Origin of the sequence: Mycobacterium sp. SVM_VP21 (assembly GCA_024758765.1) — a bacterium.
Taxonomy (GTDB): domain Bacteria; phylum Actinomycetota; class Actinomycetes; order Mycobacteriales; family Mycobacteriaceae; genus Mycobacterium; species Mycobacterium heraklionense_C.
In genome coordinates this window covers 3404354-3423404 of the sequence record CP101406.1, presented here as the reverse complement: position 1 = coordinate 3423404, position 19051 = coordinate 3404354, and the positions used below count along the sequence as shown (strand labels likewise).

Genomic DNA, 19051 nt, shown 5'->3' with positions numbered 1-19051 from the left:
CTGCGCGCACGGTGTCTGCCGTCTAGAGTCGGACTCGACAGTTAACGACAGGAGACTCGGATGGCCATCACCCCCAAGGACGCATTCAACGCTGCACGCGACATCGCCGCACACGCCGTCGAGAAGGCCTCGGACATCGTCGAGGACGCCGGCGACATCATTCGCGGAGACATCTCCGGCGGCGTCAGCGCGATCGTCCAGGACTCCATGGAGATCGCCACTCACGCCGTCGAGCGGACCAAGGAGGTCTTCACCAGCACCGACGAAGAAGCGGCCGAGGACGCCTGAACCGTCCTGTCCAACGACAACTCGGCCCGGGTGTCCACACCCGGGCCGAGTAGTTTCTCTCAGGTCTTGGCGTCAGAGAACGAAGTCAGCCCCAGTCGACGGGTCGATACCGAGCCAGTCATCGAACAGCGTCATCGCACTGCTCCAGTCGGCGCTGTCGCCTTGGAACGCCGCGGCGAAGAGGTCGTTGAGCAATGCCCCGTCGTGCGGGTCGGCCAGTTGGACCCCGCCGATGTCGATCGGGCCGGTGGCGTCCGGGTTGAACAGCGGCGCAGGGTCCGGAGTGCCGAAGTTGAAAAGATCGACGATCTCTTTACCGCTAGCGTCGGGCACCAGGAGCGACATGACCCCATTGTCTTGGCCGGCTTGAACGGAGGCCATCTCGAAGCCCGGGAACCAGTTGTCCTGGATGAAAAGGTTCTCCGCCGTATCGGCGGTTGACAGCGGCGTGGCAAAAGATTGATTCGATCCGATACTGCTGAGCGATGTCGCGGGAACACTGTCAAAGCCGCCCACTATCGGCGCGGTGCCCAGTCCCAGCGAATCGCCAGGGTCTGACAGCGTGGCCGGTGGGAACAGGCTGCCGTTGTCACTGCCGCCGGTCGGCGTCACCGTCCAGCCGTTGATCTCATCGGTGGTGCTATCGGCCTGCGCGACGGCCATCCCGACCAGTGCCGCCGCCACAGCGGCTCCACCCGCTATACCCGCACTCACACCCCAGCGGCGAATACTACGAACGTGCATTTCCCCAGCCTTTCAACGAACGCCTCGTCGACGATGCGAGCAGACGTTACGTTCACACCCTTGCAGTTAGCTGCCTCCGTGCTGGAAGATCCGTCGGAGACCGAAAGCCCAGGCATGCTGCCGTATCACTAACGCGGATCCCGGCTGTTGACCAGGGATTTATCCGGGGGCGCCGGGGGTGCCAGGCGTGCCGTCGCTACCGCCGTCGCCACCGTTGCCACCGGCTCCAAACGAGAGGCCGTTGGCACCATTACCGCCGTCTCCCCCACGACCGTCGCCTTCTGGACCGACTTGCCCGCCGTTACCGCCGTTCCCGCCGGTGTTGAGCGCACTGCCGCTACCACCGTTGCCGCCGTTGCCGCCGTCCCCACCGGTGCCTCCGTTGGCGGCGCCGCCGATCCCTCCGGTTCCCGCAGCACCAGGCGAAATACCCGACCCGCCGTGACCGCCGTTGCCTCCGTTACCTCCGGTCCCGCCATCACCGGCGCCGCCACCGCCACCACCGCCCCCGCCGGTCGGCACGCTGAGGAAACCGCCGGCACCGCTGCTCCCGCCGACACCGCCGGCGCCTCCGGTACCGCCGTCGCTGGCGCCGCCGTTGCCGCCGTCACCACCGGAGCCTGATGAAGTCAGGTTCAACGAGATGCCGCTGCTGGTAGCGGCGCCGGCGCCGCCATTACCGCCGTGGCTTGCCTGCCCGCCGTCGATCCCGCTTCCACCGTCGCCGCCGTTACCGCCCGCACCGGCGACACCGACTCCACTCGACCCGGGCTCGCCTCCAATGCCACCATTACCCCCAGCACCAGCCACGCTGCCGGCCCCACTGGCAGTACCGCCGTTGCCACCGACACCACCGTCACCGCCTGCCCCGATGCCAGGCAGGCCAAGTGTTGGGCTAGCGGCGCCGCCGTTACCGCCAAGCCCGCCGGCGCCGGCGACACTGTCGAGACCGCTGGCCGCACCACCATCGCCGCCGGCCCCACCGTTACCTCCGACGGCAACGGTCAGGAACGGAGCCAGCAGGACGGGGATCAAGAGTTCCGCGCGACTGCCCACACCGCCGGCCCCACCGTCGCCACCAGCCCCAGCGACGCTATCGGCACCGGATGCCGCGCCACCGGCACCTCCGCTACCGCCGTTGCCACCGATCCCGACCGTCCAATAGCCCCCCATGCCACCGGCACCACCGTTACCGCCAGCCTCACCAGCGGCTCCAGCGCCGCCGTTACCGCCGTTACCCCCGTCACCGACGAAATACCCGCCGGCGCCACCGGCGCCACCATCGGCGCCGGCCCCGCCATCACCACCGGCGCCGCCATTGCCGAACGCCCCAGCCACGCCACCGTCACCGCCGGCCACCCCGGCCTGGTCGCTACCCCAGCCGACGCCGCCGTCACCGAAGAACCAGCCGCCGCCACCCCCGGTCGGGTCGGCCGACGTCCCGACGTCGCCGTTGCAGATCAGACCGCAGTGGTCGGCAAAGGCAAACAGCGGGTTGACCAGGTCGTCCAGCTGTGTGCCGAATGAGCTGGTGATCCACTCCTCACCGAAATCGTGCAGCGGTGCATAGATCAGGCCGATCAGGCCCCCCGAGTCGATGTACCCGGCCAATGGATCGACACCCGAGCCGGCCGCCGCCGAGTCGAAGAGTTCCGGTGCCGTGGCATCGGCAGCAGACGCGGGGAACCAAAGGGCCGGGTCAAGCAGATCGTCAATCTCGAAATCCGCATGGGCTGCCGGCGCGACCGCCATCAGCAATGCCGCCGCCGAACCGACCCCGACCAGCCGACGACGCGGGCGTCGCGGAATCGAAGACGTCCGGTACGTATCGTCTGCGCGAGCCATCAGGCCAGAGTCTCACACCGCAGACCACGCCAGCTGAGTAACCAGCTCTGGTCAGCTTCCGATCGGGGTGAACCCGGCGCCGGGACCGGTGCCGGCGTTGACCTCGTCGAGGATCGCGCTGAACTTCGTCGTATATATGAGTTGGCGCGGGGTATTGGATATCACGCCGCTGGGCGGGAGGAAAAGGCCTCCGGTGACCAGGCCGACGAGCAGGCCATCCGCCGTGACCGGGGCACCGTTATCGCCGGGCAGATAGTTGCCCCCGCCCGTTCCCATGTGCGGGCCAGGGCCGTCGAAACTGCTTTTATGGCCACAGAAATCACCGGTGGCGGCACCGAGTCGGCACACGGGCTGGCCCCGCTCCGGTTCAGGGCCGACGCCGTCGATGACGAAACCGGCGAAGTTGGGGATCGGGGTCACTTTGGCTGGGTCGAATTTGATCACCGAATAATTCAGTCGGGGGTCGTCGGCAATGGCTACCACGGTGCCCACCGGACCGAGGCCTTCCGAGCCCTCGGCAACGACGGGGGAATCAGGTCCGCCACAGCTCGCGGCGGTGAAACCGACCATCTCCCCGGCCTTGTCATGGCCGATCGTCGTCAGGGTGCAATAGCTGCCATCGACGATGATGCCCGCCCCACCGCCTAGCGCGAGTGCCGCCGAGGCTGCGGGAGCGAATACACCTCCAGCCGAGGCCATGATCAGAACCGCTGACGCCACACCGAGCCGTCCGAGGTGAGCGCTCCGCACAGCGACACCTTACTGAGCCCGGCCGGCTCCATCTCAGACTCGGCGGCGCTCCCGCTCGGCGGCCAGCTCGGTGCTGACCACGTCGTAGGCCATTGATGGGCTGTAGCCGCGCCGGGCCAGCATCGCGACCAGCCGTCGAGTGACCTTCACGTCGTCGTCGCCGAGCGTCTCCCGGCGCAGCTTGGCGTGCACCAGCTGCTCGGCCCGGTCCCGCTCAGCGGCGGTGTCGATGTCGGCCAGTGCCCCGGCGATCACGTTCTCGTCAACGCCCTTGGTACGCAGCTCTGCGGCCAGCGCCTTGCGGCCTTTGCCCGCGTGCTCGCGCCGGGACCGTACCCACTGTTCGGCGAAATCGGCATCATCGATCAGTCCGGCGATGGTCAGCCGGTCCAGCACCCGATCACTGACGTCGTCGGGATAGCCCCGTTTGGTCAGCTGGCCGGCGAGCTCGGCGCGGGTGCGGGCCCGGGCGGTGAGCAGGCGAAGGCACAGTGACTTCGCCTGCTCCTCACGCTTGGGCTCTGCGGCCTCGATCCCCTCAGAAGTCGACGGGGGCGGGCAGGACTTCATCGGTGAGCTCATCGGTCAGCACGGCGCCGATACCGAGCTTTTCCTTGATCTTCTTCTCGATCTCGTTGGCCACGTCGACGTTGGTTAGCAGGTAGTTGCGGGCGTTCTCCTTGCCCTGCCCCAGCTGCTCGCCGTCGTAGGTGAACCAGGAGCCGGACTTGCGGATGAAGCCCTGGTCCACACCCATGTCGATCAGTGAGCCTTCACGGCTGATACCCCGGCCGTAGAGGATGTCGAACTCGGCCTGCTTGAACGGTGGCGACACCTTGTTCTTGACCACTTTGACCCGGGTGCGGTTGCCGACCGCGTCGGTGCCGTCCTTGAGGGTCTCGATCCGGCGAACGTCCAGGCGCACCGACGCGTAGAACTTCAAAGCCTTTCCGCCCGTGGTTGTTTCGGGCGAGTTGTGCACCATCACCCCGTCGGCGAAGTAGTTGTGCGAGCCCTCGACCTCAATATCGAAACGGTCCATCTTTTGGTAATCGGTCTTCGATTCAATCTCTGTGACGCGGGCCGGCATCAGCTGCATCGTTTGTTCCACGAACTGTGGCGCTACCGCGCCACGTCCGCGGAACCGCGGCAACAGCTTGTACCCCATCGATGGAGCCATATATGGCGCCACCAGCTCTTGGAATTTCGCGGTTGCCTCAGTGGAGAACTGCAGCACCGCTTTGCCGGCCTTTCCCGGATAGCGCAATTTCACGTCCAGCCCGTAGACGTCACGCAGGTAGTCGCAAAGCCGCTCCCGCGTTCCTTCCGTCATGGCCTCGACACAGATTTCGATGCGTCCACTGCCACCGGCGGTACGTTCCTGCAATCCCTTGGAACGCACAGTGAATGAGCCGTCATCCATGTACCAAATGGCCAGCGACAGCGGGGTGAGCGCCTTGAGGTAGTCCTCGGAGAGGAACTTCTTGCCATCGCCAAGGTAAACCGCACTTCGCAATTCGTGCAGTTCCGCGAGAGGGGTGAAGTCGGCAAACACTGCGCCCTTGCTATTGACAGTACAACTGTGCGGAATGTTCCCCAGCAGGGCGACCTTCCAGTCGAGATACTCCGACTGCTTTGCCGCATGGCCCATACGGAGTCGTGCACTCTCTGAATCATGCCGAACTGGCGAGGACAAGCAGCCATCGCCCATCAACGAACCCAGCACGACTTCCCACTGCTGATCGCTCAGCAGAGCCGGCTGGGCCAGCATCACACGGTCACCAACGCAGATGTCTTCAGCTTCTCTCCAACCGCCAGGAGTTCGGATGAGATGGTTGCGAGTCATCGCCAAGCTAGCGTGTCCACGCCCTGTTCCGCCCCCTGCTCGATCAACCTTGAAGTGCAAAAATTCTTCGGTCTTACCGTTGTTGAACCAGTTGATTACTCGCCGTGGCTCGATACGCCCCGTTTCAAAGTCATAAGACAAGACCTCGACATCCATCTTCTGATTCACAATCTTGCCGAGCTTTTCCGTCGACCCGTCAGCCAGAGTGACATTGGTGTACCAGGATCCGCACCCGAACATCACACCAATCTTCTCCCGCAGCTGGTTGATGAAGATGGCGGTGGTACCCGAATTGTTCAGCGCGCCGGTCATCTTCCGCAGCGCCTGGCTCATCAACCGGGCCTGCAGGCCAACGTGGCTGTCCCCCATCTCGCCCTCGATCTCCGCGCGCGGCACCAGGGCGGCCACCGAGTCGATGACCAGGATGTCCAGCGCGCCGGAACGGATCAGCGTGTCGGCGATCTCCAGCGCCTGCTCCCCGGTGTCGGGCTGGGACACCAACAGCGAATCGGTGTCCACGCCAAGCTTCTTGGCGTATTCGGGGTCCAGTGCGTGCTCGGCGTCGATGAACGCCGCGATCCCCCCGGCGGCCTGGGCGTTGGCCACTGCGTGCAGCGCCACGGTGGTCTTACCCGAGGACTCTGGGCCGTAGATCTCGACGACCCGCCCGCGGGGCAGACCGCCGATGCCCAGCGCCACGTCCAGGGCGATCGAGCCGGTCGGGATGACCGAGATCGGCTGACGCACCTCATCGCCGAGGCGCATCACCGAGCCTTTGCCGAAGTTCTTGTCGATCTGGGCCATCGCCAGTTCGAGTGCTTTTTCGCGATCGGGCGCTTGCGCCATGATGCCTCTCCTGTGGTTCGGTAGTTCGGTTGACCGGTTCTCGGTCGGTTGGCCGTGACGCTAGCGACGGGGTCTGACAGACCCGCCAGGCCGAACGAACTGCCTCCACAGTAGGCGAACGAATGTTCGAATCAAGTCCGACACGCGGCGTGTCGGCTTCGACGCGGGGTCAGGCCACCGCCATGACGTGCGCGGAAGCCCCGATGGTGGTGTCCCCGGCGCCCATCATGGTGCGCATGAACGCCTCTTGCTCGCGTCGCCCGCGCCGCGCCGCACGATCCAGGCCGCCGGGCAGCGCCAGGGCCGCCGCGCTGCGGGCCAGGTTCACCGGCAGCCGCAGCAGCGGGTACCAGGGCAGCACGAAGACCGGCAAGCCCAGCTTTCGCATCGTGCGCGGTCCGAGAAAGCTGCTGGTCAGCGAGAGATGCTGGGCGCGTGCGATACGGCGCCGCACACCGGTCATGGCAGCGAACTGCCATTCCAGCGGATCGTCGGCCATCGGGGCCGCCAGTTGTTTGGTGGTCTCGTCGGGGGCGGAGAGCGCACCGAGAGTCTGATAGAGGATGCGGATGCCGTCCCGGAAGCTGCCGGGCAGCCAGTCGTCGCGGACCCCCATCAGCCAGCCGACATAGCGGGTCAGGTGCGCGATGTCCTCCAGTTCGCTCGGAGACATCACGATGCCCAGCGCCAGTCCGCCGGCCGGTGGCGCGATCAGCGCTCCCACCAGGGTGGCGGCCATGTCGGTCTGATTGACCGGCAGGCCCCATTCGTCACTGCGCCAGTCCGGCAGCGTGGACACATGCCGGCGAACGTACTCGTGGATCAGCCGGACCCGGATGGTGGCCTGATAGCCGACGCCGAGCGGCTCCAGTCCCCCTTCGGCGCTGACGTCCAGCGCCCATTGCAGGGTCTCGGCGAAGCGCTTGTTCGAGCCCTTCTCGAGCACGCCGGTGCGCAGCAGTGTCTTGTTGAACGAAGAGAACTGGTAGCCGCCGAGGAACGACACGTCCCGGGCGATGTAGGTGCCATCGGCCCCGCCACGGCGCAGCGCTCGCTGGCCCCGCCGCACTCGGGCCAAGTCGACCCAGTCCGGAATCGGCTCAAACTCGCCGAAGAACTCCCGCAGCGGCGCAGGCGCGTCCGACACGCTCGCCAGGCCGCGGGCCAATATCTGTTCGAACAGCGGGCGCGCGTCCGGAGCCTGCGACATCCACTCGACGAGTCGCGCCATCGGCTCGTCTCCGGCGGTCAGGTCTTCGCCGATCTGGCGCCACCGCTCGGGCGTGGGTTTGGCGATCGCCAACACCGTCGCCAGCGCCCGAATGCTGACCGGAACGGCGCCCGGTCCAGCCGGGTGACGAGCGGGGACGGTCAGTGCGGGCGCGTTCATCGGGCGACCTCCAGCGATATTTGGATAACATCCGTATTCCGAATTTACGGTCGCTAGTAGGGTGATGTCAATGAAACGCCCTGAGGTGGTGCGTGATTACGGCGGAATCAGCGCGGTGGACCGCCGCGCCGAGCGCCGTAGCAAGCTGCTGGCCGCCGGCCGCCAGATCTGGGGCGAATCAGGCATCGGCGAGGTCACCGTCCGCGGCGTCTGCACCGCCGCGGGCCTCACCCCGCGCTATTTCTACGAGCAGTTTCCTAACCGCGACGCGCTGTTCTTCGCGGTCTCCGACGACGTCCGCGACCAGCTGCTCGAAGCGATGGTCACCGCCGGCATCGGCGACCCCGGCACGCTGTCGGACAAGCTCCGGTCCGCGCTGACCGCGTTTCTCGACCTGATCGCGGCTGACCCCTGCATTCACCGCATCGCCACCAGCGACCTGTCGGCGATTCCCGGGCTCAACGAACACCGCGCAGGCATTCTCGACATGATCACCGACGCGGTCGTCGAACATGCGCCGGGCGTTCTCGACGGTCAAGACCTCGCACCCGAAGAACTACGCCGCGGCGCACTGTTCATCGTCGGCGGGGTCAACCAGATCATCGAAACCTGGCTCGCCAATCCGGTCGAGACCACCACCGAACTGGCCGCGATCTGCTCAGACCTTTCCGTCGCCCTAGTGCGCAGCATCGTGGCGCGCAGCGATCAGCCTCACCACTGATCGCGCGGCACGTCGAAGTCCGAGCACAGCGCCCACCACACATCGCGCGGCTCTACACCGTCCTCGATGGCCTGGGCCGCGGTCCGTCCACCCACCGCGGCCAGCACATGATCTGCCAGCACCGAGTTGCCGTAAGCGGTACCGAAACGCATCGCGACCCGTTCGTGGAATTCGGTCAGGCGCACACACCCAACCTACCCACTGCCGGACAGCGCTTCGTGGCACACCCGTACCGGATCGGCGACGTCGGCGGCGGTGCCGGCGGCCCGCCGCGCGGCATCGCGATAGCTCGGCGACGCCAATACGGCGCCCACCGCCTCGGCCAAAGCCGGCCCGCTCAACGGCCGGATCAGTCGCCCACTGCCTTGGCGCACCACGCGATTGGCGATCTCCCACTGATCGCCACCGCCGGGCACCACCACGAGTGGCACCCCGCCCAGCAGGGTCTTGGCCACCATGCCGTGTCCGCCGCCGCAGACCACCACGTCGGCGTGCGTCAACAGTTCGTCCTGGCGTCCCAACCCCGCGACGGCCCACGACGGCAGTTCCAGGGGCGCACCGCCCAGCCGCGACACCGCCAGTCGGGCGCCGTCGGGCAATCCGGCACCGGGCACCAGATGCTCCAGGGCGAGCTCTGCCAGACCGGCGGCGCCGGTGGATGCGGTGGACGGCGCCACCACCACCAGCGGACCCGAACCCGGTGGCACGGCCAGCACCCGCTCGGTCGGCTCGAAGTGCAGCGGTCCCACGACGACGGCCTCGGCGGGCCAGTCCGGCCGGGGTACCTCGAGTGCGGGCAGCGTGGCGATCAGGCGCCGCAGTGGCCCAGGATCGTCGGCTGGCAGACCGATCCCCATTCGCGCTTCGGCGCGCTGGCGCAGGCCGCCGCGTACCGACCGTGCCGTCAGCGAGCGCATCACCGCATCCCGCAGCCGGCCGCGTACCCCGGTTCCCGGCGCCAACCCACTGCCGATCGGCGGCAGTCCCTTCGACGGCAGGTACAGCGGATGCGGACTGAGCTCGACCCACCCGATGCCGAGCAGCTCGGCGGCCAGTCCCCCACAGGCCGTGATGACGTCGGAGACCACCAGATCCGGCCCCAGAGCCCGCAGCTGATCGCGGTTTTCCATCGCCATCCGCGCCGCACGATGGTGCAGCTTGGCCCCGTCGTCCGCGTCGTCATCGGCCGCGGTGGGATCGAGTCCCAGCAGCTCCACGGCGTCCACTCCGGCGGCCCGCGCGGTGTCGAGCCATTGCACCCCGGTCAGCAGCGTCGGCGTGTCCCCGGCCGCCACGAAGCGCTTGCACAGTGCGATCGCCGGGAACGCGTGACCGGGATCTGGGCCGGCAACCACTACGACTCGCATCGGCCTACCGTGCCACAGCCCGTGGATTCCCTGTTCAAGGGCTGATGCCGGCGCCCGGCTCGGGTGGGCCGAGCGGTCGGCTATGTTCACGATTCGCTGCGTCGAGTCGGGGTGCCGGATCATCGCCTCGCGACGATCGCGGGCCTTCCGCGACGACGGCCCAGCCACGCGTAGGCGCCGATCTTGGCCCGATCCTCGATGAGGAACCAGAACAGCGACCATCCCCAGACCAGGCCGACGAGCGTCCACGGGATCGCCGTCATCAGGAAACCGGTGAGCACGATGACCGTGGCGGCCACCTGCGCGCCGACCACCGCCGTGAGCAGGATCGGCGCGGGGAACGGCCTGGTCCAGAAGGGTTTCCTGGTGCGGGCGACGAACACGGTCAGGTGGCCGGAGACCGACAGCTTGAGGAAGACCATCGTCTGCACGACCAGCAGCCCGTCCGGCGTGTTCAGGTGAAGCACTCCGACGGCCAGGAGCATGAGGCCCAGCGTCTCGATCACGCCCAGCACGCCGAGGCTGCCGGCGACGGTCAGGACCCGCCGCATGTCCCACCGCTGGGGGTGGTTCGAGCCGTGCGCACGGTCGTAGGCGATCGAGAGCAGCGCCCCGTCGTTGAGCAGGGCGAGGATGACGATCATGGTCGCCGTGACCGGGCGGAAGTTCAGTGCGACGACGCTGACGGTGACCAGCAGCAGCACCCGGATGGTCTCCGCGATGCGGTAGATCGTGTAGCTGGTCATCCGGGCGAACATCTCCCGGGCCAGCCGGATCGCGCCGACGACGACCGACAGGCCGGGCTCCATCAGCACCACGTCGGCTGCCGCGCGAGCGGCGTCGGTGGCGCCGGAGACCGCGATGCCCGCGTCAGCCTGTTTGAGGGCTGGCGCGTCGTTGACGCCGTCACCGGTCATCCCCACGATGTGCCCGCGGGACTGCAGCACGTTGACGATCAGATACTTGTGCTCGGGAAAGACCTGCGCGAATCCGTCCGCGCGTTCGATCCGATCCGCCAGCTCCGGACCCGCCAGTTCGGCGGCGTCGAGCAGGTTGGTGCCGATACCCACCTGAAAGGCGACCTGCTTGCCGATCGCGAGCGCATCGCCGGTGATCATCTTCACCTGCACGCCCAGCTCGGTGGCCGCCGCGACGGTGGCCGCCGAGTCCTCGCGGGGCGGGTCGGCCAGCGGGAGCAGGCCGAGCAGCCGCCACGTGCAGCCGTCCCGGCATTCGGCCACCCCCAGCGCCCGATCGCCTCGACCGGCGAAGTCGCAGACCGCAGCCGCATAGCCGGCCATCGTGTCGGCGCTCTCGTTCGAGCACAGGGCCGCGATCACCTGCGGTGCGCCCTTGGTGAACCGGGTCGGCGCACCCAGCCGGTCGGTGGTCTGCGCCTCGGTGCGCTTGCTCCTGGGGTCGAACGGGGTGAACGCCGTCACCGTGTAGGCGTCGAGCAGGTTCGGGTCGGTCACCGCGGCGCGCACGGCCAGGTCGATGGCGTCCTTACTGTCCGGGCTGGATGCCGCCGCGGCCGCCAGGATGAGTGCTTGCGCATCGACTCCCGGGGCACTCCAGGGGACGCCGACCTCGATGCGGTTCTGGGTCAGCGTGCCCGTCTTGTCCGAGCACAGGATGTCGACTCCCCCGAGTTCCTCCACCGCCGGCAGGTGGCTCACCACCGCCTTCTTCCGCGCCAGGCTGCGGGCACCTACCGCCATGGTGACCGAGAGCACCGCGGGCATCGCCACCGGCACCGAGGCGATGACCACCACGAGACCGAATTCGACGGCGTCGAACCACGTCCCGCCCCGCATCAGATCGGAGGCCGTGGTGATCGTCACCAGGATCAGGGCTGCGTAGATGAGGACCTTGCCGATCCGCAGCACCGCCTGCTGGAAATGGCTGACGTTGCCCGCCCCGCGCACCAGCATGGCCGTCTTGCCGAAATAGCTGTTCGCCCCTGTCGCGTACACCAGCGCGTTCGCCTGGCCACGCGCCACGACGGAACCCGCATAGAGCTGCGCTCCGGTCGAGCGTGAGACCGGAAGCGACTCACCGGTGAGAGCCGACTGATCGACTGAGACGGTGCCGTCGTCGAGGATCCGGGCATCCGCCGGCACCACGTCGCCGAGCGCGAGGTGGATCAGGTCGCCGGCGACGATCTCCTCGACCGGTACGTCCTGCCAGGTGCGGTCGCGACGCACATGGGCGGTGGTCGCCAAGGACTTCTTCAACGCCGCGATCGCGTCCGCGGCCTGATGCTCCTCGTAGAAGCCGACCAGGCCGTTCATCAGCAGCAAGACGGCGATGATGATCACGTCGGCCCAGTGCTGGAGCACGATCGACAGCAGCAGCGCCACCTCGATCAACCACGGGATCGGCGCCCAGAAATAGCCGAGGAACGCCAGCAGGGGTCTCTTGCGCGTCTCCTGAATCGCGTTCGGCCCGTCCGCGGCGAGCCGACGCGCCGCCTCCGCGGCCGACAGTCCGTTTGATCCGCTGTCCAGCCGGTCAACCAATTCGTCCAGCGGCATCGTCGCCGGATCGGGTGTCTGGTCGGCCGGCACCGGCCGCGTCAATTGTCCGCTCCGTCGGCCGGCCCGCGTCCCATCCATGCCATCGACCCATGGTCCTTCCCGTCGTGTCCGACCGGGCGTCACAGCACAGACACTCGATCGCATCACACGGCTCTCTAGTGAGACTGCTCTCCTGCCGGTGCGGCCCACCAGAGCCTTTCGTCCCGACCGCGGGCGACCGAGGCCCACGACGGCCTAGGGTGGCAGGCATGACCGAACTGACTGGCCAGCCGAGCGCTGTCGAGGCCGCCGCCAACATCCGCACCGTAGAGACCTTCCTCGACGCCTTGCGCGACGAGGACCTCGACACCGCGGCGGCGGCACTGGCCGAGGACGTGGTGTACCAGAACGTCGGGCTGCCGACGATCTACGGCCGCAGCGCCACCATCGGGGTGTTTGGGCGGATGGCCGGTCGGGCGGGCTTCGACGTGAAGATCCACCGCATCGCGGCCGACGGCGCCACGGTGCTCACCGAGCGCACCGACGCGTTGACGCTGGGACCGCTGCGGCTGCAGTTCTGGGTATGCGGAGTCTTCGAGGTGCACCACGGTCGTATCACGTTGTGGCGCGACTACTTCGACTTCCTGGACATGTTCAAGGCAACGCTGCGTGCAGTGGCGGCCACCGTGTTCCCCGCGCTACGACCGACGTTCTAAGGTCACCGCTGTGCCTCAAAGTCCCAAGCCTCAGCGTCCGACTCCGATCCAATACTTCCGGTATTGCTACGGACGCCCGTTGCCCCCGGAACTGCTGGACTGGGTCCGCAACGACCTGGCCGGCCCGGGTGCCACCGTCCGGATGATCATGCGCGCCGCCGTGCCGACGACGCTCGTCCTGATCCCGTTCTGGTTCTTTCCGACAGACTTCATGACGCGGTTCAGCATGACGTTTCCGATCTGGTTCATGGTGATCCTATTCGCACACGCGCTCAACAAGGTGTGGCGCACGCACATGCTGCGGATGCACGGCCTGAACCCGGAGTTCGCCAACGCACGCAAACGCGAGCGCGACGCCCACATTCACCGGTCCTACGAGGAACGCTACGGTCCCCGACCGGAATCGGTCGATCAGCGCAGCGACGACATCTAGACGACGCGGGGCAACTCAGCCAGTTCGTCGAATGCCTGCGCCCAGCCCAGCATCTTCTCGGTCGCACCGACCAGTTCCTCGCGGTAGCGCCGCTGCGACATCGGGGAATTAGCCGGATCGCCGTTCGATGTCGTCGATCCGTCGTTGGCCGAGGCCACCAGTTGCGCTGCGGCGGTGACCATCTCGTTGTACTGGCGAACACCGGCACTGAGCTGCGCGGTGAACGCGTTGATCGTCGGCACCAGGTATTGACGTGACTGAGCGCTGTGCTGCGCGGCGCGCTCCATGGACACCACCTCAGCCGCTGTGGCCGCCATGGTGGACGCGGCGCGGTTGACCGCGGCCGTCAGTTCGGTGATCTCATCGGCGGGCAACAGCCGGCCCCGCTCGATCACGCCGAGCAGCGAGACCATCCCCCGCTCGGAGGCGCCCAGCGCATACATCGCCGGCCGTGCCGCCGACCCGGGAGGCGGCAGACGCCGCCCCGCGGTGGAGCGCGCGGCCGGCAGCGGCGCGGCGCGCAGCCAGCGATAGCGCAACAGCAACAGCGTCGCCGGGGCGGCCGCGCCCGCGGCCACCAGTCCGGTGATCAGCAGCACCCACACCGGCGTCGACCACGACGCCAGCACGGCGGTCACCAACGTCCAGAATCCGCATGTGGCAGTGAAGAACAGGCCCAGCCGCAGCGCCCACCGGCGCTTGCGCAGCATCCTGGCCCTCGGGTCAGCGATCGCACCCAGCTTGTCGGCGAGCAGGTCGGCAGCCTCACTGGCTCGGTCCACGGCACGCTGCAGCAGTGGGTGCCGTGCGCTGCTTCCGAGTGTCGCGGCCACCTGGCTACCGTCCCAGCGGGTTCTCGGGGGTGGGGTTGGTGCCAGCCTGCGGGCTTGCCGGGGTGGCCTGGCCGGAGGCGGTGGTTGAGCCACCCGCGGGCAGCGACTCGCCCCGCATGGATGCCCGGATCTGCTCCAGCCGGGAGTGGCCCGCCATCTGCACACCGGCCTGCTCAACCTCGATCATCCGGCCCTGCACCGAACCCTGCGCCAACTCGGCGGCCCCGATCGCGTTGGCGTAGCGCCGTTCGATCTTGTCGCGCACCTCGTCGAGACTGGGAGTGGTTCCGGGGGCGGCAATCTCGCTCATCGAGCGCAGCGAGGCGCTGACCTGCTCCTGCATCTTGGCCTGCTCGAGCTGGCTGAGCAGCTTGGTGCGCTCGGCGATCTTCTGCTGCAGCACCATGGCGTTCTGCTCGACGGCCTTCTTGGCCTGCATCGCCGCCGACAGCGCCTGGTCGTGCAGCGCCTTGAGGTCTTCCACGCTCTGTTCGGCGGTGACCAGTTGGGCCGCGAACGCCTCTGCGGCGTTGTTGTACTCGGTGGCCTTCGCGGCGTCTCCGGCGGCCGTAGCCTGATCAGCCAGAGTCAGGGCCTGGCGGACGTTGACCTGAAGCTTCTCAATGTCGGCCAGTTGGCGGTTCAGGCGCATCTCCAACTGCCGCTGGTTACCGATCACCTGCGCGGCCTGCTGGGTCAGGGCCTGGTGCTGACGCTGCGCCTCTTCGATTGCCTGCTGGATCTGCACCTTGGGATCGGCATGCTCGTCGATCTTCGAGTTGAACAGCGCCATCAAGTACTTCCACGCCTTGACGAACGGGTTGGCCATCAGTCAGCTCCGTCTGCTTGTCGTCCAGTGTTGTCGCTCTACCGCCGGTACCGGTGATCAATTTATCGGGTCGGCGGTTATCGGGTGAGCGTTCAGCCCGGGCGCGTCACGCCGAGGCTACCGATGCCAGCGTCCGAATCGGCGGGATGACGACCTTGGTACCGGCGTCGATGCGGGTCACCGCGCCGCTGCGGGCGTTGCGCACTGCCAGTTCGGCCCGCTCGGCCTGCGCCAGCCGGGTTCCGGCGTCGAAGAGCACCGTCGACAACGGGATCCGCAACGCCGCGCAGATTGCGTTGAGCAGCTCGCTGGACGCTTCCTTGCGGCCCCGCTCGACCTCCGAGAGGTAGCCGAGACTCACCCGCGCCGCGTCCGACACCTCACGCAGCGTGCGGCCCTGGGCGGTCCGGGCCTGACGCAGCACCTCGCCGACCGACTCCCGCAGCAATGTCGTCATCGTGCACTCCCCCTCACGGGTAACCCTTGGAAAACCGACAGTCACCAAGGTCAACGCGCGCGACTCCCGAATGGGTTCCCGGATTCGGCAGTTTCATTCGGCGGTCCCAGCTTCGCCTCTCCTGCGTCGAGCCTCGCTGAACCGCCGGGTTCATTCGGCGGTCCCAGCTTCGCCTCTCCTGCGTCGAGCCTCGCTGAACCGCCGGGTTCATGCGCCAGTGACCGACCCGCCGCGCAAGTCGGTCACCGCCGAAACGACGTAGTCCAGGCCGGTCAGTACCGTGAGGATCACCGCTGCGGTCATCACTGTCCAGGCCGTCACCAGCCACGGGCCTTCCAGCGGCAAGATGAGCAAGCCGATACCGACCGCCTGCACCAGGGTCTTGAGCTTGCCGCCACGGCTGGCCGGGATCACACCGCGATGCAGCACGGCAAACCTGAGCAGGGTGATCCCGATCTCACGGACCAGAATCACCGCCGTCACCCACCACCACAGGTCACCCAGCATCGACAGACCGATCAGCGCCGCGCCGATCAGCGCCTTGTCGGCGATCGGGTCGGCCAGCGTGCCGAACTCGGTCACCATGCCGTAGTTACGCGCCAGGCTGCCGTCCAGTCGATCGGTGATGATGGCGACGGCAAAGATGACGAACGCCGCGATACGGGTCTTCGGATCGTGGCCGTCCTCGGCGAACAGCGCCAGCAGGAAGACCGGGACCAACCCCATCCGCACGACGGTCAACGCGTTCGCAAGATTGACCACGGGGACATGCGTCACCGCTGGACCGGTTTTTGGCTGTCCCGACACGGAGGCCAGAATATCTGTTGCCCAGCCCGAAATGAGAAACCGATACTGTGCAGCTGTGAATCTTGCGGCGGATCGACCGGCGGGGCGGCCCGTGGTCCGGCGTGCGCGCACCTCGGACGTCCCGGCGATCAAGCAGCTGGTGGATGTCTATGCCGGCAAGATCCTGCTGGAAAAGAACCTGGTAACGCTGTATGAGGCGGTCCAGGAATTTTGGGTCGCCGAGGACGCCGATCAGCAGGTGGTGGGCTGCGGCGCCCTGCATGTGTTGTGGTCGGACCTCGGCGAGGTACGCACCATCGCGGTGGACCCGAGCCTGACCGGTCGCGGCATCGGACACGCGATCGTCGACCGTCTGCTGCAGGTCGCCCGCGAGCTGCAGTTGCAGCGGCTGTTCGTGTTGACCTTCGAGACCGAGTTCTTCGCCCGGCACGGCTTCACCGAGATCGACGGCACGCCGGTCACCGCGGAGGTGTTCGAGGAGATGCAACGCTCCTACGACGTCGGGGTGGCCGAATTCTTGGATCTGAGTTACGTCAAGCCCAATACCTTGGGCAACACCCGGATGTTGCTGGTTCTCTAGTCTCCCCTCGTCTCTCGCCCTAATCGATGACCAGATCGCGTGCGCGGCGCGTGGAGCCGATCAGAAAGCTGAACTGCCCATCGGATTCCATCCGGCCCTCACGGACTACGGACAGGTCGGCGATTCCCTGTTTGCGAGCCTGCTCGCGGACCTGCTCCTCGGTAATCATCTCTTTGCGCATATTGGCGTACAGGAATGCTCCGTCGTAGATCACCAACAACGGCCCCGGCCGCAAAACCCTGGCCACGCCGGGCCAGCGGTGCGCCATCCAGTTCAGCAGGTATGACCAGCCGATGATCACCCCGACGAGCAGAATGCCGTCGCTGATCGATCGGTAGCCGCCGGCCATCCCGTTCTGCGCCGCGTCGGCGATCAACACCACGACGATGAGATCTGTGATGCCGTTGGTGCCCGCCTCACGTTTCAATACCACCCGCAGCAACGCGTAAATCGCGATGTAGATGACGGTTCCACGGATAAAGATCTCCGAGGGCGGGGTATCGAAAGCGAAAAGTCGTGCCCAATCCACGTGGCGAGATTACGCGCCCTTACGGCCCTAGAAAACCGCTGGTGTCCGGTCCGTATCCGGTCCGTATCCAGCACGTGTCTGGCGCATGTCACGGTCATCGAACCTGGGGACTTCCGGCCCTGCCGCGCGCCGCCGGGACACGAGATAGTGGTACTGACAGTTGCAGACAACTGGAGGTAGCCGTGGCCGAGCACCTGACCCCCCTGGACGCCGGCTTTCTGGGCGTCGAGGACTCCGACCACAACGTCAGCATGGCGACTGGGACCCTGGCCGTCCTCGACGGTCCCGCTCCCGACCACGCCTCGCTGCAGGCAACGCTGGCCGAACGCCTGCGCGGGTGCCCGCGGTTCGGTCAGCGGCTGGTGCGCCATGCCTTGGATCTGAGCGCACCCGAATGGGTGGACGACCCCCACTTCGACCTCGCCCATCACATCGGCCGGGTCGCGGCGCCCTCCCCCGGCGGAGACGCCGAGCTGCACGCGCTGGTTGCCGACGTGATGTCCTGGCGGTTGGACCGTAACCGTCCGCTGTGGGAGATCTGGGTGATCAGCGGGCTGCGCGGTGACAGATGGGCCCTGCTGATGAAGGTGCACCACTGCATCGCCGACGGCACCGCGGCCGCCCACATGCTGACCGGCTTGTCCGACAACGGATTCGCCCATTTGGCAGCCCACGCCGCCGCGGCGCCCCGCGATGCGGCGCAGCCGCCACACGGCCGGCCGGTGCTGGACCTCAACCCGGTGCATTGGATGTACAACCTGCGCGGCGTCGTGGAACTCGCGACCGGCTTGCTGCAACAGAGCGCATCGTCGCTGAACGGTCCGATCACCAGCCGCCGTCGCTACAGCGCGGCACGGGTTCCGCTCGGCGATATCGAGCAGGTCTGTCGGGTCTTCGACGTGACCGTCAATGACGTGGTGTTGGCGGCCCTGACCGAGAGCTACCGCGACTTCATGATCCGTCGTGGCCAAGTGCCCCAACCCGATTCGCTACGCACTCTGGTGCCGGTATCGACCAGCTCCGCGGATGCGCCGGGGAGCCTCGACAGCCGGGGGGCGTTGCTGTTGCCGCGTCTGCCGATCGAGGAGTCAAACCCGGTGAAGCGGTTGCTGGCCGTGCGCTCGCGTATGGCGCAGGCCAAAGCCGGCGGCCAGCGTCACGCTGGACGCGCGATCATGTCGGCCGCGGGCCTGCTGCCCGTCGCGTGGTCGACCTGGGCGGCGCGGTTGCTCGGACAGGTCCACCAGCGCGGCGTGGTGGCGTTGGCGACCAACGTCCCCGGCCCGTCAGAGCCGTTGCAGATCATGGGGTCCGACGTGGTCGCGGTGCTGCCGGTGCCGCCGATCGCGATGCAGCTTCGCACCGGTGTGGCGGTCTTGAGCTACGCCGGGGAACTGTTCGTCGGGGTACTGGCCGACTTCGAGTTCGCCGCGGTCGACGAACTGACCCGCGGGTTGGAGGCCGCGGTGGCCCGGCTGGTGGCACGCAGCAAGCGACGCAAGCCGTTGCGCGACTGGCATGGCCTGGCCCTGGTGCACAGCGCGTAACCGC

At 67.2% G+C, this 19051-nt stretch carries 19 protein-coding genes and 3 pseudogenes; 7 read left to right on the top strand and 15 right to left on the bottom strand.

The window, feature by feature from the left end:
- Positions 1-60 precede the first annotated feature (60 nt).
- The gene (locus NM962_15930; GenBank protein UVO11449.1) at positions 61-288 is read left to right on the top strand and encodes a hypothetical protein; all 228 of its coding nucleotides are present in this window, start codon (positions 61-63) and stop codon (positions 286-288) included.
- A 72-nt stretch (positions 289-360) separates the two neighbouring features.
- Here the strand turns inward: NM962_15930 and NM962_15925 are convergent, their stop codons facing one another.
- The 3 genes and pseudogenes from NM962_15925 to NM962_15915 all read right to left on the bottom strand — a co-directional run bounded on the left by NM962_15925 (position 361) and on the right by NM962_15915 (position 1545).
- Positions 361-1032, bottom strand: a complete 672-nt coding sequence (locus NM962_15925) for a hypothetical protein (GenBank protein UVO11448.1) — start codon at positions 1030-1032, stop codon at positions 361-363.
- A gap of 159 nt (positions 1033-1191) precedes the next feature.
- A pseudogene (locus NM962_15920) lies at positions 1192-1350 on the bottom strand (PE family protein).
- 6 nt (positions 1351-1356) lie between these two features.
- A pseudogene (locus NM962_15915) lies at positions 1357-1545 on the bottom strand (hypothetical protein).
- 595 nt (positions 1546-2140) lie between these two features.
- Here NM962_15915 and NM962_15910 point away from each other — a divergent pair.
- Positions 2141-2329: pseudogene (locus tag NM962_15910) on the top strand (hypothetical protein).
- 599 nt (positions 2330-2928) lie between these two features.
- On the opposite strand, the gene NM962_15905 reads toward NM962_15910, so the two are convergent.
- From NM962_15905 to NM962_15890, 4 genes are all read right to left on the bottom strand, one after another.
- Complete coding sequence (locus NM962_15905; protein UVO11447.1) at positions 2929-3627, bottom strand: S1 family peptidase; 699 nt, start codon at positions 3625-3627, stop codon at positions 2929-2931.
- Positions 3628-3660: 33 nt separating this feature from the next.
- Positions 3661-4197 carry a recombination regulator RecX gene (gene recX / locus NM962_15900; protein UVO11446.1) on the bottom strand — a complete coding sequence of 179 codons (537 nt, stop codon included), beginning with the start codon at positions 4195-4197 and terminating at the stop codon, positions 3661-3663.
- The gene (gene recA / locus NM962_15895) at positions 4166-6319 is read right to left on the bottom strand and encodes an intein-containing recombinase RecA (GenBank protein ID UVO11445.1); all 2154 of its coding nucleotides are present in this window, start codon (positions 6317-6319) and stop codon (positions 4166-4168) included. Before recA ends, recX begins: the two co-directional genes overlap by 32 nt.
- Positions 6320-6488: 169 nt before the next feature.
- Positions 6489-7709 carry a DUF2236 domain-containing protein gene (locus tag NM962_15890; protein UVO11444.1) on the bottom strand — a complete coding sequence of 407 codons (1221 nt, stop codon included), beginning with the start codon at positions 7707-7709 and terminating at the stop codon, positions 6489-6491.
- 70 nt (positions 7710-7779) lie between these two features.
- On the opposite strand from NM962_15890, the gene NM962_15885 reads away from it, so the two are divergent.
- Positions 7780-8430 (top strand): TetR/AcrR family transcriptional regulator, encoded by a 651-nt coding sequence (locus NM962_15885; GenBank protein ID UVO11443.1) that lies wholly within the window; start codon positions 7780-7782, stop codon positions 8428-8430.
- Here NM962_15885 and NM962_15880 read toward each other — a convergent pair.
- The 3 genes from NM962_15880 to NM962_15870 all read right to left on the bottom strand — a co-directional run bounded on the left by NM962_15880 (position 8421) and on the right by NM962_15870 (position 12334).
- On the bottom strand, positions 8421-8582 hold the full coding sequence (locus NM962_15880; protein ID UVO14765.1) for a DUF3046 domain-containing protein: 162 nt from the start codon (positions 8580-8582) through the stop codon (positions 8421-8423). The genes NM962_15885 and NM962_15880 overlap by 10 nt on opposite strands.
- A 42-nt stretch (positions 8583-8624) precedes the next feature.
- Positions 8625-9797 (bottom strand): glycosyl transferase, encoded by a 1173-nt coding sequence (locus tag NM962_15875; protein ID UVO11442.1) that lies wholly within the window; start codon positions 9795-9797, stop codon positions 8625-8627.
- A 119-nt stretch (positions 9798-9916) separates the two neighbouring features.
- Positions 9917-12334, bottom strand: coding sequence for a plasma-membrane proton-efflux P-type ATPase (locus tag NM962_15870; protein UVO14764.1), 2418 nt, complete (start codon positions 12332-12334; stop codon positions 9917-9919).
- Between the two features lie 251 nt (positions 12335-12585).
- On the opposite strand from NM962_15870, the gene NM962_15865 reads away from it, so the two are divergent.
- Together NM962_15865 and NM962_15860 are read left to right on the top strand one after the other, a co-directional pair.
- A complete protein-coding gene (locus NM962_15865; protein UVO11441.1) occupies positions 12586-13032 on the top strand; it encodes a nuclear transport factor 2 family protein in 447 nt (148 codons plus the stop codon).
- A 10-nt stretch (positions 13033-13042) separates the two neighbouring features.
- A complete protein-coding gene (locus NM962_15860) occupies positions 13043-13465 on the top strand; it encodes a DUF5313 domain-containing protein (GenBank protein UVO11440.1) in 423 nt (140 codons plus the stop codon).
- Here the strand turns inward: NM962_15860 and NM962_15855 are convergent.
- From NM962_15855 to pgsA, 4 genes are all read right to left on the bottom strand, one after another.
- Positions 13462-14298, bottom strand: a complete 837-nt coding sequence (locus tag NM962_15855; GenBank protein ID UVO11439.1) for a hypothetical protein — start codon at positions 14296-14298, stop codon at positions 13462-13464. The genes NM962_15860 and NM962_15855 overlap by 4 nt on opposite strands.
- A 4-nt stretch (positions 14299-14302) precedes the next feature.
- Entirely contained in the window at positions 14303-15127 is an 825-nt protein-coding gene (pspA, locus tag NM962_15850; GenBank protein UVO11438.1) for a phage shock protein PspA, read from the bottom strand.
- A 106-nt stretch (positions 15128-15233) separates the two neighbouring features.
- On the bottom strand, positions 15234-15584 hold the full coding sequence (locus tag NM962_15845; GenBank protein UVO11437.1) for a helix-turn-helix domain-containing protein: 351 nt from the start codon (positions 15582-15584) through the stop codon (positions 15234-15236).
- Positions 15585-15791: 207 nt separating this feature from the next.
- Entirely contained in the window at positions 15792-16310 is a 519-nt protein-coding gene (gene pgsA, locus NM962_15840; protein ID UVO14763.1) for a CDP-diacylglycerol--glycerol-3-phosphate 3-phosphatidyltransferase, read from the bottom strand.
- Positions 16311-16446: 136 nt separating this feature from the next.
- On the opposite strand from pgsA, the gene NM962_15835 reads away from it, so the two are divergent.
- Positions 16447-16971: an amino-acid N-acetyltransferase gene (locus tag NM962_15835; protein ID UVO11436.1), complete on the top strand. Its 525-nt coding sequence runs from the start codon at positions 16447-16449 to the stop codon at positions 16969-16971.
- Between the two features lie 19 nt (positions 16972-16990).
- On the opposite strand, the gene NM962_15830 is transcribed toward NM962_15835, so the two are convergent.
- On the bottom strand, positions 16991-17500 hold the full coding sequence (locus NM962_15830; protein ID UVO11435.1) for a DUF421 domain-containing protein: 510 nt from the start codon (positions 17498-17500) through the stop codon (positions 16991-16993).
- 182 nt (positions 17501-17682) lie between these two features.
- Between NM962_15830 and NM962_15825 the strand changes: the two genes are divergently transcribed.
- Complete coding sequence (locus NM962_15825) at positions 17683-19047, top strand: wax ester/triacylglycerol synthase family O-acyltransferase (protein UVO11434.1); 1365 nt, start codon at positions 17683-17685, stop codon at positions 19045-19047.
- Positions 19048-19051 lie beyond the last annotated feature (4 nt).

Coding starts and splice junctions, on each gene's coding strand:
- NM962_15880 (UVO14765.1), bottom strand. CDS start 8,582: ATGCGTTTCGGTACCGCTTACGGCAACTCGGTGCTGGCAGATCATGTG.
- pspA (UVO11438.1), bottom strand. CDS start 15,127: ATGGCCAACCCGTTCGTCAAGGCGTGGAAGTACTTGATGGCGCTGTTC.
- NM962_15885 (UVO11443.1), top strand. CDS start 7,780: ATGAAACGCCCTGAGGTGGTGCGTGATTACGGCGGAATCAGCGCGGTG.
- pgsA (UVO14763.1), bottom strand. CDS start 16,310: ATGGGGTTGGTCCCGGTCTTCCTGCTGGCGCTGTTCGCCGAGGACGGC.
- NM962_15875 (UVO11442.1), bottom strand. CDS start 9,797: ATGCGAGTCGTAGTGGTTGCCGGCCCAGATCCCGGTCACGCGTTCCCG.
- NM962_15890 (UVO11444.1), bottom strand. CDS start 7,709: ATGAACGCGCCCGCACTGACCGTCCCCGCTCGTCACCCGGCTGGACCG.
- NM962_15865 (UVO11441.1), top strand. CDS start 12,586: ATGACCGAACTGACTGGCCAGCCGAGCGCTGTCGAGGCCGCCGCCAAC.
- NM962_15870 (UVO14764.1), bottom strand. CDS start 12,334: ATGCCGCTGGACGAATTGGTTGACCGGCTGGACAGCGGATCAAACGGA.
- NM962_15930 (UVO11449.1), top strand. CDS start 61: ATGGCCATCACCCCCAAGGACGCATTCAACGCTGCACGCGACATCGCC.
- NM962_15925 (UVO11448.1), bottom strand. CDS start 1,032: ATGCACGTTCGTAGTATTCGCCGCTGGGGTGTGAGTGCGGGTATAGCG.
- NM962_15845 (UVO11437.1), bottom strand. CDS start 15,584: ATGACGACATTGCTGCGGGAGTCGGTCGGCGAGGTGCTGCGTCAGGCC.
- recA (UVO11445.1), bottom strand. CDS start 6,319: ATGGCGCAAGCGCCCGATCGCGAAAAAGCACTCGAACTGGCGATGGCC.
- recX (UVO11446.1), bottom strand. CDS start 4,197: ATGAAGTCCTGCCCGCCCCCGTCGACTTCTGAGGGGATCGAGGCCGCA.